Origin of the sequence: Amycolatopsis sp. NBC_00348 (genome assembly GCF_036114655.1) — a bacterium.
Classification (GTDB): Bacteria; Actinomycetota; Actinomycetes; order Mycobacteriales; family Pseudonocardiaceae; genus Amycolatopsis.
The window spans coordinates 811,210-824,771 of sequence record NZ_CP107994.1; the positions used below are offsets into that span (position 1 = coordinate 811,210).

Sequence of the window (13,562 nt, forward strand, 5' to 3'; positions counted from 1 at the left end):
GCTGTGGCCGACCACAGCGCCCCCGCTCCCGTTAGGTGTTTCTACCGCTCCGTCAGCCGGTGATCTTGGCTTCGGTCGAGGCGCCGAGGTTCTTGATGACCCCGCCCACGACCTGGTACACGTAGATCGCGTTGGTCTGCGGCTCGCCGTTGTCCTTGAACTTGATCTGCTTCGACGCGCCCTTGAAGTCCTCGGTCTTCAGGAAGTCGTTGATCTTCTCGCCGGTGGTGTTGCCCGCCTTGACCGCGTTGATGATGGCGGTCGCGGCGTCGTAGCCCTCGGTCGCGTAGATCGCCGGGTCGACGTTGAACTTCGCCTTGTACTTGGTGGCGAAGTCGTTGCCCGGGGCACCCGCGTCGGGGATGTTGCAGGGGCAGCCGACGACGGCGCCTTCGGCGGCCGCGGCACCCGCGCCCGAGACCAGCTGCGGGTCGAGCGAACCGTCACCGGTGGCGAAGACGGCCTTCACGCCGCCGTCGCGGAGCTGCTTGAGCAGCCGGCCGGCCTGGGCGTAGTAACCGCCGTAGGTGATGACGTCCGGGTTGGCCGCCTTGACCTTCTGGACGGTCGAGGAGTAGTCCGACGCGTCCTTGGCGAACTTGTCGCGCTCGGTCGTGATGCCCTTGTCCTTGAAGGTCTTCTCGAACGCGTCGGCCAGGCCGACGCTGTACTCCTGGTCGTCCGAGAGGACGTACGCGTTCTTCGGCGACTTCGCCGTGATGAGGAAGTTCGCGATACCGGGGCCCTGGTCGTTGTCGTTCGCGACGACGCGGTGCCAGTACTTCCAGCCGTTCGCGGCGAGACCCGGGTTGGTCGCCGACGGCGACACGCTCGGGACCTTGCCCTGCTCGAGGACGCCGCCGACGGCCTTCGACTCACCGGAGAAGGCCGGGCCGATCAGCGCGGTGATCTTGTCCGTGCCGATCGCGGTCTGCACCAGCGAGGTGGCCTGCTCCGGCTTGCCCTGGCTGTCGTAGTTCTTCAGCTCGAGCTTCACCGAAGGATTCGTGGCGTTGTACTCGTCGATCGCGAGCTTGGCGCCGTTGTTGGGCGGGATCACGATCCCGGAGTTCTCCCCGGTCAGGTCGCCCATGAACCCGATCTTCAGCGTGCTGCCGTCACCGCTGCCCGACGAGCTGCTGCCGCCGGCACAGCCCGCCAGCGCAAGCGACGTCGCCGCCGCGAGGGCGAGGACCCGTCCAAAACGCACTCCTGACACCGACTACCTCCCATGACCAACCACCGCCGGTAGGCGTTGCCCCCGACACAGGGGCTAGGTTAGGGCAGGAAGATATCCCTCTCGCCCGTCATGTGCACAGGCGGCCTCACTACTCTGTGTCCACATCGTGACGATCGCAACCGACACGAATTGCACGAAAAGCCGAACAACGTTTCGCTTCAAGGTCGTGCTGGTCACGCAGAGAAGTCAACTATCCACGTCCACCGGACGAATGGATGACGGCCGTGTTTCCGCCGTATGTCGTCGCCCATTTCCCGGGCCGGTGCGTGGCCGGTTTCCCGGCGATCCGCCGTCGCCCCGCGCGGGCCGGGCGCCGTCGCCGGGATGCACCTTACGTCCGGTTCGCCCGGCCCGGCGCACCGCCCCCGCCGCAGGTCTGCCCGAAAGGCTTCCCGCCCGGGAACTCCTGTCACAACCACCGGTTGTCGTCGACGCCGGAAAGGCTGTTGGACCCACGCGGGCGTCCCGCGGTTCGCTGGGCGCAGACCAGCGGAACAAGGGAGAACAGATGCGGATCGCGGAGCTGGAAGTCGTCGAAGGGGTCGCGGCGGGGGTGCCGTTCGTGGCGTTGCCGCCGGCCGACCCGGCCGCGCCGGCGGCGCTGCTGGCCGGCTGGCACCTGATGGAGCCGCCCGCGAGCGAGCGCGCGCTGGCGGCGGCGCTGCCGATGGCGGGACTGCAGGCCTGGCGGGTGTACTTCGGGCTCCCGCTCACCGGGGCGCGGCTGCCCGGAGGCGGGCCCGCCGAGCTCTTCCGGCTGGCGAGCGAGGACGCCGTCCTCAACGTCTTCGAGCCGGTGACCGACCAGGCCGCGGGGGAGTTCCCGGCGGCGCTCGCCGCACTGCGCGACCGGCTGCCGGGCGCGGACGGCCCGCTGGGCGTCTTCGGCGGCTCGGCCGGCTCGCTGGTGGCGCTGGAGGTGCTCGCCCGGGGAGACGCCGACGTCGCCGCCGGCGCGGTCGTGAGCCCGGTCGCCCAGCTGGCACCGGTCATCGGGCGCAACGAGCGGCTCTACGACGTCACCTACCCGTGGAGCGCGCGGTCCCACGCGGTCGCGGCGCACCACGACTACGTCAGGCGGGCCGCCGAGCTGTCGGCGCCGCTGCTGATCGTGGCCGGGTCGGCCGACGACATCGCGGTCCGCGAGCCCGCCGCGGCCCTGCGGGACCGGCTCGGCGACCGGGCCGAGCTGGTGACGATCGAGGGGATGGGGCACGAGTTCGCCGAAGCGCCGGGGCTCGACGCCGCGCCGCAGACCGCGGACGCGGCCCGGGTCGACGCCGCGTTCAGCGCGTGGTTCGGTCCGCGGTTGCGACGCTGAGGTCGCCTTCCGGCAGCCAGGCGCGGTCCGGGTCGTAGGCGCACCAGTCCTCTTCGCGGCCGGTGCGCCAGGCCAGCGTCAGCAGCCGCCGCAGTGCCGGGCGCGCCTTCCCGCGCCGCCAGACCAGCGACCACGGGAACAGCGGCGACGGCTCGAACGGCAGCACCTTCAGGTCGAGGTCGGGCGCCAGCTCCATGTCCGCCCCGGCGAGGGTGACGCGCCGCTTGCCGTAGCGCGTCTGCTCGAGGGTGTGCCGCAGGTCGTAGCTGACGCCGGAGTCGTCGATCGGCACGCCGAACGTGCCGCACAGCTCGGCCACGTACGACTGCCATTCGGCGGCCCCGCCGTGCCCCGGCAGCCAGATCCCGTCGGCGCGCAGCTCGTCGAGGGGCAGCACGTCCAGCACGGCCAGCGGGTGTTCCGGGGCGAGCAGCGCGACCAGCGGTTCCAGCCGGATCGGCCGGTGCTCCAGCTCGTCCGGCAGCGGCTTGCCGAACCCGGTGACCCGGCCGACCGCGACGTCCAGCTCCCCGGACAGCAGCGGCTCGACGGCGTGCGCGAACCCGCCGCCGGCGATCCGGTCGATCCGCAGCGCCGGGTCGCGCTCGGCGAGCCGGCGCAGCAGGAACATCGGGGCGAGCCGGAAGTCGACGACGTCCAGGCGCAGCGGCCGGTCGTCGGCGCCCATCGCGGCGACCGCGGCGTCGGCCACCCGCAGCAGCTCGAGCGCGTGCGGCAGGAACCGCTCGCCGTCGGCGGTCAGCTCGACCGACCGGTTGGTGCGCAGGAACAGCGGCACCGCCAGGGCGTCCTCGAGCTTCCGGATCCGCTTCGACAGCGCCTGCTGCGTGAGGAACAGCGTCTGCGCCGCGCGGCCGAAGTGCCGCAGCTCCGCGGTGACGGTGAACGCCCGCACCTGGGCGATGTCGAGGTCCACGGCTCAGGAGCCCGGCGGGCGGTCCCGGACGACGCAGGTGAGCCGGGCGGTGCAGGTGCGGCGGCCCTCGTCGTCGGTCAGGACGATCTCGGTGGTGATGGTGCCGCGGCCGACGTGCAGCGGCGTCGCCACCCCGGTGACCTTGCCCGAGCGGACGGCCCGGTGGTGGGTGCAGGACAGCTCGAGCCCCATCGCGGCGCGGCCGGGGCCGGCGTTCAGCGCGGCGACCGTGGAGCCCAGCGCCTCGGCGAGCACGGCGTTGGCGCCGCCGTGCAGCAGGCCGTACGGCTGGAGGTTGCCCTCGACCGGGATCGTGCCGACCACGCGCTCGGGCGTCACCTCGATGAGCTGCATCCCGACCTTGTCGTTCAGCTGCTGGTCGGCCGCCGCCGGGTCGATGCCCGCCAACCGGTCCACGTCGATGTGGGCGGGACGTTCCGTCACTCACTGCTCCTCTGCTGATGCGACACGTAAGAGTGTCGTACCCCCAGCCTAGACTCGGGCACGTGAGCCCGAGTGAGAAGACGACCGTTGCCAACGCCACAGGAACCACTGCAGTCGCGGAGCGGCCGAAGCTGCTGCTGATCGACGGCCATTCGATGGCCTACCGCGCGTTCTTCGCGCTGCCCGCCGAGAACTTCAGGACCAAGACCGGGCAGGTCACGAACGCGGTCTTCGGGTTCACGTCGATGCTCATCAACCTCCTGCGCGACGAAGCGCCGACCCACCTCGCGGTGGCGTTCGACCTCTCGCGCAAGACGTTCCGGTCGGAGACCTTCGCCGACTACAAGGCGAACCGCAGCGCGACGCCGGACGAGTTCCGCGGCCAGGTCGACCTGGTCCGCGAGGTCCTGGACGTGCTCGGCATCCCTTCGCTGACGAAGGAGAACTACGAAGCCGACGACATCATCGCCACGCTCACGACGCAGGCCACGGCGGAGGACTTCGACGTCCTCATCTGTACCGGCGACCGCGACGCGCTGCAGCTGGTCACCGAGCACGTCACCGTGCTCTACCCGAAGCGCGGCGTCTCGGAGATGACCCGGTTCACCCCGGAGGCCGTCGAGGAGAAGTACGGGCTCACCCCGCGGCAGTACCCGGACTTCGCGGCCCTGCGCGGCGACCCCTCGGACAACCTGCCGAACATCCCCGGCGTCGGCGAGAAGACCGCGGCCAAGTGGATCAAGCAGTTCGGCTCGCTGGACGACCTGATCGACCGGGTGGACGAAGTAAAAGGCAAAGCGGGGGAGGCCCTCAGGGCGAACCTCAGCTCGGTGCAGCTGAACCGCCAGCTGACCGAGCTGATCCGCGACGTCGAGCTGGAGATCGGCCCGGGCGGGCTGGAACTGCGCCCGTGGGACCGCGAGGCCGTGCACGCGCTGTTCGACGAGCTGGAGTTCCGCGTGCTGCGGGACCGGCTGTTCGCGACGCTGCAGAGCGCCGAACCCGAGGCCGACGAAGGGTTCGAGGTCTCGGGTGACGCGCTGGCCCCCGGCGCGCTGGCGGCCTGGCTCACCGCGCACGCGGGCCCGGCCGAGCCGGTGGCGCTGTCCTTCCGCACCATGGGCACCTCGGTCCGCTCCGACCTGCGCGCGGTCGCCTTCGCGACGGCCGACGGCGAAGGCGCCTACGTCGACGTCACGGCGATGGACCAGGCCGACGACGCGGCGCTCGCCGGCTGGTTCGCCGACCCGAAGATCCGCAAGACCGGCCACGACCTCAAGGTCGCGCTGCACGCGATCCACGCCCGCGGCTGGGCGCTCGCCGGGCTCGCGATGGACACCGCGCTGGCCGCGTACCTGGTGCGGCCGGGGCAGCGCACGTTCGACCTGGACGACCTCGCGCTGCGCTACCTGCACCGCGAGCTGCGCTCGGAGACCGACGGCGGCGACGGGCAGCTGTCGCTGCTCGACGGCGGCGCCGAAGGCTTGGAGCAGAAGGAGATCCAGGAGGAGCTCGTCAAGGCGCGGGCCGTCTTCGAGCTGGCCGGCGCGCTCGACAAGGAGCTCGACGAGATCGGCGGCGCGAAGCTGCTGGCCGAGCTGGAGCTGCCGCTGCTGGAGGTGATCACCGCGCTGGAGGTCGCCGGGGTCGCCGTCGACCTGGAGCAGCTGACCACGCTCGAGGCGCACTACCTGAGCCGTGTCACGCAGGCCGCCGAAGCCGCGTACGAGGTCATCGGCAAGCAGATCAACCTCGGTTCGCCGAAGCAGCTGCAGGTCGTGCTGTTCGACGAGCTCGGCATGCCGAAGACCAAGCGCACCAAGACCGGCTACACGACCGACGCCGAGGCGCTGCAGGGGCTGTTCGAGAAGACCGAGCACCCGTTCCTGCAGCACATGCTGGAGCACCGGGACGCGACGAAGCTGCGCACGACGGTCGAGGGGCTCATCAAGTCCGTCGCCGATGACGGCCGCATCCACACCACGCTGCTGCAGACGATCGCGGCCACCGGGCGGCTGTCGTCGACCGAGCCGAACCTGCAGAACATCCCGGTCCGCACCGAGGAAGGCCGCCGCATCCGCGACGCGTTCGTCGTCGGCGCGGGGTACAGCGAGCTGATGACCGCGGACTACAGCCAGATCGAGATGCGGATCATGGCGCACCTCTCGCAGGACGCCGGCCTCATCGAGGCCTTCAACAGCGGCGAGGACCTGCACACGTTCGTCGCGTCGCGGGCGTTTTCGCTGCCGCCGGAGGAGATCACGCCGGAGCTGCGCTACCGCGTCAAGGCGATGTCGTACGGCCTCGCGTACGGGCTGTCGGCCTACGGGCTTTCGGCGCAGCTGCGGATCTCGACCGACGACGCCAAGTCCCAGATGGAGGCGTACTTCGACCGCTTCGGCGGCGTGCGCGACTACCTCCACTCGGTCGTCGGCATCGCGGCGAAGAACGGCTACACCGAGACGGTCTTCGGCCGCCGCCGCTACCTGCCGGACCTCAACAGCGACAACCGCCAGCGCCGCGAGATGGCCGAGCGGATGGCGCTCAACGCCCCGATCCAGGGCAGCGCGGCCGACATCATCAAGGTCGCGATGCTCAACGTCCACCGCGAGCTGGTCAAGGCGAAGCTCGAGAGCCGGATCCTGCTGCAGGTGCACGACGAGCTCGTGCTCGAGGTCGCCGAGGGCGAGCGCGAGGAGCTGGAGAAGCTCGTCCGCCACGGCATGGGTTCGGCCTACGAGCTCGCGGTGCCGCTGGAGGTCTCGGTCGGCTACGGCCGGTCCTGGAACGACGCCGCGCACTGACGTTCCCCGGCGAACCCCGCACCGTCCGGTGCGGGGTTCGTCCACGTCCGGGTGACGTCGCCTACGCTGCGTCGCCGTTGGAATCACCGGGTCGTGGGGCGGGACTACTCGGCCGGACGGCGCCGCGCGCCGGTCCGCCGGACGAAGCTGGGTGGCCCGAACGGCCCACCGGGCCCGGCCGAAAGGACCACCATGGCCACCGATTTCCAGCGGCGCAAGATCTCCGGCGTCTTCGGCGCGATGGACGCCGACGCCGACGGCTACCTCACCGAGTCCGATTTCCGGGCGCTCACCACGAGATGGCTCGACCTGCGCGGCACCGACGACAGCACGGCCGAGGGGCAGAAGCTCGCCGCCATCATGATGGGCTGGTGGGGCACGCTGCTCGCGGCGTCGGACCGGGACCGCGACGGCAAGGTCACCCTCGACGAGGTCCTCGACGTCGTCGACGACCTGCCCAAGACACCCGCCGCGGTCACCGGCACCGCCGACGCGATGTTCGAAGCCGTCGACGAAAACGGCGACGGCGCCATCTCCGCGGCCGAGTACCGGCAGCTGATCGAAGCCTGGAACGGCACCGAAACCCCGACCGACGAGGTCTTCGCCCACCTCGACCTCGACGGCGACGGCCGGCTCTCCCGCGAGGAGTTCACCGGGCACTGGCTGGAGTTCTGGGCGGGCGACAACCCCGCCGCCCCGGGCAGCTGGGTTTTCGGCCGCGTGTGATCCGCTCACCGGGACGCCGCTGCGCCGAATGGCGGATGCCGTCCGGCGCAGGTGTTACTGCTGGGTAGCGGGTCCCGCGCCGACGCGAGCCGATCACGGCGTAGGGTCCGCCGAATGGGGTTCGAGCGTGAGCGACGACGCTGGCGGGTCCGGCTGCACGACGAACTCGGCCGGCTGTGCGGCGCGGGCACGGTACTCGACGAGTACCACGTCCTCACCAGCGCGCACGTCGTCGAGACCGCCGGCGGCGCGCGATCCGCGTTGAGCGTCGACTTCGTCGGCCTGGCCGAGGCGTTGCCCGGCACGGCCACCGTCGTCGAAGGGTGCTGGGTGCCCTCCGACGGCGGTGGCCGTGGCGACCTCGCCCTGCTGCGCCTCGAACGTCCCGAGTCCCGCGTGTTCCGCGCGCCGCTGCACCGGATGCCGCTCGGGGAGCACCAGCTCGTGCGCGCCTTCGGTTTCCCGCCCGGCTCGGTCGGCCGCTGGACCCACGCCCGCCTCGGCGGCGCCGAACACCCCGGCGGCCCGGGCGGCGAATGGATCCGGTTGCTGCGCACGGCCGAGGCCGAGTCGCTCGGCCCCGGGTTCGGCGGCACCGCGGTGCTCGACGAAGCGACCGGGCACGTCGTCGGCATGGTCGTCGGCAAGGACACCGGGACCTGGATGATCCCCGTCGAGACCATGCTCGGGCACCTGCCGCAGCTGAGCATCTGGACCTCCGGCGGCCCCGCCGTCGACGCCAGTTTCTCCCGCCCCGTCGGCGAAACCGTCGACGTCTCCTTCGTCCAGCGCGTCGTCGACTGGTTCGCCAAGGCCGAGCCGGGCACCGTCTGGGTCGTCGACACCGGCGAGGCCGGCTCGCCGGTCGCGGCGGCGCTGCGCTTCGGCATCGTGCTGGCCGACCGCGAACGCTCGCTCGGCGTCCCCGGGCTGCCGCCGGCGCTCGGCCAGATGCCCCCGGCCGGCAGCGTCGACCTCGCGGTGGACGCGACCGGCCGCACCGCCGACGCCGTCCGCCACCGCATCGAAGAACGGCTCATCGGCGGCGTCGCCGGCCGCACGCTCGTCGTCGACGCGATCGACGACTCCGCCGAACCGGATCGGCTCGTCGGCGAGGTGCTCGGGCCGCTCGCCGGCCGCGCGGCCGAGCTCGGCATCCGCCTGCTGCTGGGCTTCCGCGAGGAGTCCTCGCCCGGGGTGGCGGCGGTGCGGGCGAGCACGGAGCGGGCCCGCCCGGCGACCGACGACCTCGCCGGCCGCCTGGACGTCCTGACCCAGGCCGTCGAGGAGCTCGCCGAGATCGAGGCCTACCAGCTGCGGGTGGCGACGCGCTTCACCGGCGTCGCGATGCTGCCCGCGCGGGCCCACCGGCTGCGCGGCACGCTCAAGCAGCTCCGCTCGGCGGAGGTCGACGGCGACGCCGAGTGGGTCGAGCGCCACATCGACGGCCACGAGCACGCGGTCGCCCCGGCGGTCGAGGACGGCCGCCGCCAGCGCGCGGTGCTCGACGGCCTCGTCGCCCGCCGCGAGGAACTGCGAGCCCGCCTGGCCGGCGACAACGAACTGGCGCGCGAACACGGCGTCGCGACCGACCCGGAGCTGGAGCAGGTGTACGTCCCGGCGAAGCGCCTGCTGATCGACGGCCCCTGCGAACTCACGGCGGCGGCCACCGCGGTCGACACGTACGCGGCCGCGGTCCGCGCCCGCATCGAAGACCGCTGACCGCCCGCTTTCCGTTCGGCGCAAGGAAAAGCCGTGAAGGCCTCCTTACTGGCTCTTACGGCCGGTAAGGAGGCCTTCACGGCTTTCGGGCGCCGTCGGGGCGGCAGAACTGTCGGTGCCGGACGGTAAAGTGGAAGACGGGGGGCGCGCCCCGCGGCCGGCGGCGAAAGCGGCTAGCGGCGGCCCAGGCCGCGGATCAGCACCATCACCGCGTCCCGGACCTCCGCCCGCGTTCGCTCCGGGCCGAACACCTGCCAGTCCAGCGCGACCACCAGCATCGTGCCGAACAGCCCGGCCGCCGCCGTCGGGATCTGGACTCCCTCCGGCAGCCGTCCGGCCTCCTCCAAGCGGGAGAGCTGGCTCTTCACGATCGAGATGATTTCCTCGCGCAGCAAGGAAAGCGTGCCGTGCCACTGGCCGGGTGTGCGCCACAGCTCGCTCACCAGGATCTGCGAAAACCCCGGATACCGGGCGATGAACTCCAGCGTCACGTCGACCTGCGCTTCGATCACGTCGAGCGGATCGGCATCCGAAACCGCGTCGCGCAGCCGCCCGGCGAGCGTGTCGACGCCGTAGCGCAGGAGGCCGTCGACCAGGCCGTCCTTCGAACCGAAGTTGTAGTAGACGGTGCCCTTCGCGACGCCCGCCTCGGCGGCGATGTCGTCGACGGTGAGGCCCACCAGGCCCCGGCTCTTCGCGAGCCGCAGTGTGGCCTCGAAGAGCTTTTGCTTGGTCCCGCCGCTCACAGGCTCAGCTCGGGCTTGAGCGCCGACACCGTCCAGACCCGGCGTTTGCGCGCGGCCAGCGTGGACACCAGGATCCCGCCGGCCAGGTAGGCCAGCAGCACGCCGATGTCGCCGAGGATCTGCACGGTGGCGCCACTGTAGAACAGGTGCCGGAAGCCGTCGATCGCGTACCCCATCGGCAGCACGACGTGCAGCGGGTACAAGGCGTCCGGGATGGTCTGCCACGGGAACGTGCCGCCCGCGCTGACCAGTTGCAGCACCAGCAGCACCAGGCCGAGGAACTTGCCGACCGCGCCGAAGAACGCGTTGAGCGCGTGCACCACCGAGGTGAACGTCAGCGACACCAGCACCGCGAACCCGATCGCGCCCAGCGGGTGCGCGATGTGGATGCCGACCAGCCACGTCACCGCGCCGAACAGGACGATCACCTGCGCGATGCCGAGCAGTGCGGAGGACAGCCAGCCGCCCACGGCGACCCGGAACGGTGACGCGCCGGCGGTCAGCGCGCGCGTCGAGAGCGGGCGCAGGATCAGGAACAGCACGAACGCGCCGATCCAGGTGGCCAGCGAGATGAAGAACGGCGCCAGGCCCGCGCCGTACGTCCCGGCCGACGCCTCACCGTTGGCGTTGACCGCCACCGGGTCCGCGATGGTGTTGGCCGTCGCCGCGCGCGTCGGGTCGTCCGGGTTCGGGATCTCCTTGAGCCCGGCCGAAAGCCCGTCACGCAGCTTCACCGCGCCGTCGGCGAGCTGGTTCGTGCCGGTGACCGCGGTCTTCTCGCCGTCGTTGAGCTTGGCGGCGCCGTCCTTGAGCTGGTTCGCGCCGTCGGACGCCTGCGCGATGCCGTTCGCCAGCTGCGGCGACGCGGCGGCGAGCTTGGCCGCGCCGTCGGACACCTGCTTGGCGCCGTCGGCCAGCTTCGCGAGATCCCCGTTGGCCTGCTGGATCTTGCTGTTGGCCTGGTCGACGGGGGAGCGCAGCTGATCGGCCTTGGCGAGGATCGCCGTGACCTGCTCCTCCGGCACCCCGGCGTTGCGGAGATCGGTCTGCAGCTGCGTGCGGTAGCTGTCGAGCTTGCCCTGGATGTCGGACGACGCGGTCGCGGCGACGGACGCGGCGTCGGCGACCTTCTGGTCCCCGGCGGCCACCTGCGAGGCCCCGTCGGCGAGTTTCTGCGTCTGGGACGGCAGATCCGCGGTGCTGCTCTTGAGCGTGCCGAGGCCGGTGGCGAGCGTCGAGGAGCCGTCGGCGAGCTGGGCCGCGCCGCTGGCGAGCTGCTGCTGGCCGGACTTCAGCTGCGTAGCGCCGTCCGCGAGCTGCGACGCGCCGGTCGACGCTTCCTGGATCTTCCCGTAGATCGTGGAGAAGCCGACCAGGAACCGGTCCGCGGCCTCGCTGCCGACCTTCTCCGCGATCGTCTTGCGCACCTGCTCGGCGACCTGCTTCGCGATCGTCCCGGACAGGTAGTTGTTGGCGTCGTTGGTGGTCAGCGTGATCGTCGCCTGCTGCGGCTGGAAGTTGCCGACCGACAGCAGCGCGGCGGAGAAGCCGCTCGGGATGCCGATCGCGAAGGAGTACTTGTCGTCGCGGACGCCGTCACGGGCGTCCTGCTCCGACACCTCGTGCCACTGGAACGTGCCGGACTTGACCAGCTCGTCGGTCACCTCACGCCCGACGTTGCGTTGCTGCCCGGTGGAGTCCTGCGCGCCCATGTCGCTGGTGAAGACGGCGGCGGGCAGCTTGTCCAGCCGGCCGTACGGGTCGTAGTTCGCGTAGAGGTAGAAGGACGCGTACAGCAGCGGCACCAGCACGAGCGCGACCAGCGCCAGCTTGGGCATCGTGCCGGTGGACAGCCGCCGCAGTTCGTTGCGGGCGATCCGGAAGGCGTTCATTCGGAGACTCCGTCAGTGCTCACAGGGAGCTCTTCGGTCGGTTGGGGAAGTTCGGGAAGGCAGTGCTGCGACTCCGGCTGCTCGGCCGAGCCGATGCGCGCGGGGGTGAAGGGCAGCGCGGACGCCGGCGTCGTGGCGGTCAGCACGACCACGGCCAGGCCGCGTCCGGCCTGCTCGCGGGCAAGCCCGGCCCAGCTGTCGACGTCGCTCGTGTGCCGGTCGGGGGTGTCGAGCACGAGGACGCGCACGCCCTTGCGCGCCGCGGCGAGCTCGGTGAGCAGCCGGGTGCGCAGGGCCGGGGCGAGGTTCTCGAACCGGGTGCCGGCGTACGGCGCCGCGTCGTGCTCGGTGAGCCAGCGGGCGACGTCCTCCTTGCCCGCAGGGCGGTGCGCCAGGGCCAGCTCCTCGCCGACGACCACGCGCAGGGGCAGCGCGTCGTCCGGTTCGCTGACCTCGGGCGCGTCGACGACCGCGACGAGCGCGGGCAGACCGGCGTCCGAGCCGTCGACCGTGACCGTGCCGGTGCTCGGCTTGAGCCGCCCGGCCAGCGCCAGTCCGAACGCGGTGACGCCGACGCCGGGTTCGCCGTGCACGATCGCCAGGTCGCCCTCGCCGACGGTCAGCGAGGTGGGCGGTAACAAGGTGCCGTGGTGCCCTTCGAGGGACACCCGATCGGCTCGGACCTGCACGGGGACTCCAGCGTGGAAGACTTTTGAACTGACCGGTCAGTTCAAAAGCTAGCCCTCGCCGGGGTGTGGAGCAAGATCACCGGACGCACGTCACACCAGTGGGTGACTCACCGCAGCGCGGCCGCCGGCCGCACCTCCCACGTCGTCCACAGTGGACGATAGCCCTGCCGGTGCCAGAACACCGAGGCCAGCGGGTTGGTCGGGTTGTAGTAGAGGTACGTGCCGGTCGCGCCGCCCGCGTGCAGCTCCCGGTGGACGCGGGCCATCAGCGCCCGGCCGACGCCGCCGCCCCGCTCGCCGGGCGCGGTCACGACGTTGTTCACGTAACCCCAGCGCCCCGGCGGGAGCAGCTCGGCCGCCGCGCCGCCGGGGGTCGCCTCGACCCACGCGCAGTGCGCCATCGCGCGCACCTCGCCGTCGTCCTCGGCCAGCCAGACCAGCGGTTCTTCGGCGTCGAGGGCCTCGCGCAGGGCGGGCGCCAGCAGGCCGGCGGTGTTCGCGCGGCGGGGCGCGGCGACCAGGCCGGTGTAGTCGAACGTCGCCGTCGCCAGCTCCAGCGCCACGGCGAAGTCGGCGGGCCCGGCCCGGCGGACGGTCGCCGCGGGGTCCGGCGCGGCCGGGGGAGCGGTCCGCACGCCCAGCGCGCCGAGCGGGACCAGGCCGTGGTCGAGGAAGGCGCGGATCGCCTCGGCGTCCCGGCTGGGCCAGACGACCACGCACGCCGAGTCGTCGCCGGTGGCCTCGCTCTCGAGCTGCCCCTTCAGCGCGCGCAAGAGCAGGTCGGCGCCCTCGGTGCCGGTGTCACCCAGGTAGGGGAACAGCTGCCAGGTGTCGGCGGCCGACCACAGCGTCGCCGCGTCGCCGGGGCCCAGCCGGTGCCGCTGCAGCACGCCGGTGACCTGGGTGCCGTCCGCCGTCGCCGCGTCCAGCCGCAGGCCCTCGGCGGGCGGCGCGGCGGGCGGCAGCAGCGCGTCGACGGCCGCGAAGCGTGCCTTGTGGGCAGCGAGCAGCGGCTCGGCGATGTCCATGGTTCCCCTCTGG

11 protein-coding genes are annotated in these 13,562 nt (G+C 72.0%); 4 read left to right on the forward strand and 7 right to left on the reverse strand.

Annotated elements, in window-relative coordinates; genetic code table 11:
• Window positions 1-52: 52 nt before the first annotated feature.
• Window positions 53-1,210 carry a branched-chain amino acid ABC transporter substrate-binding protein gene (locus tag OHS58_RS03960; protein ID WP_326951256.1) on the reverse strand — a complete coding sequence of 386 codons (1,158 nt, stop codon included), beginning with the start codon at window positions 1,208-1,210 and terminating at the stop codon, window positions 53-55.
• 538 nt (window positions 1,211-1,748) lie between these two features.
• On the opposite strand from OHS58_RS03960, the gene OHS58_RS03965 reads away from it, so the two are divergent.
• Window positions 1,749-2,561 (forward strand): alpha/beta hydrolase family protein, encoded by an 813-nt coding sequence (locus OHS58_RS03965; RefSeq protein WP_328647172.1) that lies wholly within the window; start codon window positions 1,749-1,751, stop codon window positions 2,559-2,561.
• On the opposite strand, the gene OHS58_RS03970 is transcribed toward OHS58_RS03965, so the two are convergent.
• Together OHS58_RS03970 and OHS58_RS03975 are read right to left on the reverse strand one after the other, a co-directional pair.
• Entirely contained in the window at window positions 2,527-3,498 is a 972-nt protein-coding gene (locus OHS58_RS03970) for a LysR family transcriptional regulator (RefSeq protein ID WP_326951254.1), read from the reverse strand. The genes OHS58_RS03965 and OHS58_RS03970 overlap by 35 nt on opposite strands.
• A gap of 3 nt (window positions 3,499-3,501) precedes the next feature.
• On the reverse strand, window positions 3,502-3,942 hold the full coding sequence (locus OHS58_RS03975; protein ID WP_247054211.1) for a PaaI family thioesterase: 441 nt from the start codon (window positions 3,940-3,942) through the stop codon (window positions 3,502-3,504).
• A 62-nt stretch (window positions 3,943-4,004) separates the two neighbouring features.
• On the opposite strand from OHS58_RS03975, the gene polA reads away from it, so the two are divergent.
• The 3 genes from polA to OHS58_RS03990 all read left to right on the forward strand — a co-directional run bounded on the left by polA (window position 4,005) and on the right by OHS58_RS03990 (window position 9,194).
• Window positions 4,005-6,746 carry a DNA polymerase I gene (polA, locus tag OHS58_RS03980; RefSeq protein WP_328647173.1) on the forward strand — a complete coding sequence of 914 codons (2,742 nt, stop codon included), beginning with the start codon at window positions 4,005-4,007 and terminating at the stop codon, window positions 6,744-6,746.
• Between the two features lie 192 nt (window positions 6,747-6,938).
• On the forward strand, window positions 6,939-7,472 hold the full coding sequence (locus OHS58_RS03985; RefSeq protein ID WP_326952001.1) for an EF-hand domain-containing protein: 534 nt from the start codon (window positions 6,939-6,941) through the stop codon (window positions 7,470-7,472).
• A gap of 114 nt (window positions 7,473-7,586) precedes the next feature.
• Entirely contained in the window at window positions 7,587-9,194 is a 1,608-nt protein-coding gene (locus OHS58_RS03990; RefSeq protein WP_326952002.1) for a S1 family peptidase, read from the forward strand.
• A gap of 173 nt (window positions 9,195-9,367) precedes the next feature.
• Here the strand turns inward: OHS58_RS03990 and OHS58_RS03995 are convergent, their stop codons facing one another.
• The 4 genes from OHS58_RS03995 to OHS58_RS04010 form a co-directional block, all read right to left on the reverse strand.
• Complete coding sequence (locus OHS58_RS03995; RefSeq protein WP_328647174.1) at window positions 9,368-9,940, reverse strand: TetR/AcrR family transcriptional regulator; 573 nt, start codon at window positions 9,938-9,940, stop codon at window positions 9,368-9,370.
• Window positions 9,937-11,832, reverse strand: a complete 1,896-nt coding sequence (locus OHS58_RS04000) for a YhgE/Pip domain-containing protein (RefSeq protein ID WP_328647175.1) — start codon at window positions 11,830-11,832, stop codon at window positions 9,937-9,939. Before OHS58_RS04000 ends, OHS58_RS03995 begins: the two co-directional genes overlap by 4 nt.
• Window positions 11,829-12,521, reverse strand: a complete 693-nt coding sequence (locus OHS58_RS04005) for an ABC transporter ATP-binding protein (protein ID WP_328647176.1) — start codon at window positions 12,519-12,521, stop codon at window positions 11,829-11,831. Before OHS58_RS04005 ends, OHS58_RS04000 begins: the two co-directional genes overlap by 4 nt.
• A gap of 107 nt (window positions 12,522-12,628) precedes the next feature.
• Window positions 12,629-13,549 (reverse strand): GNAT family N-acetyltransferase, encoded by a 921-nt coding sequence (locus OHS58_RS04010; RefSeq protein WP_326951591.1) that lies wholly within the window; start codon window positions 13,547-13,549, stop codon window positions 12,629-12,631.
• Between the last annotated feature and the right edge of the window lie 13 nt (window positions 13,550-13,562).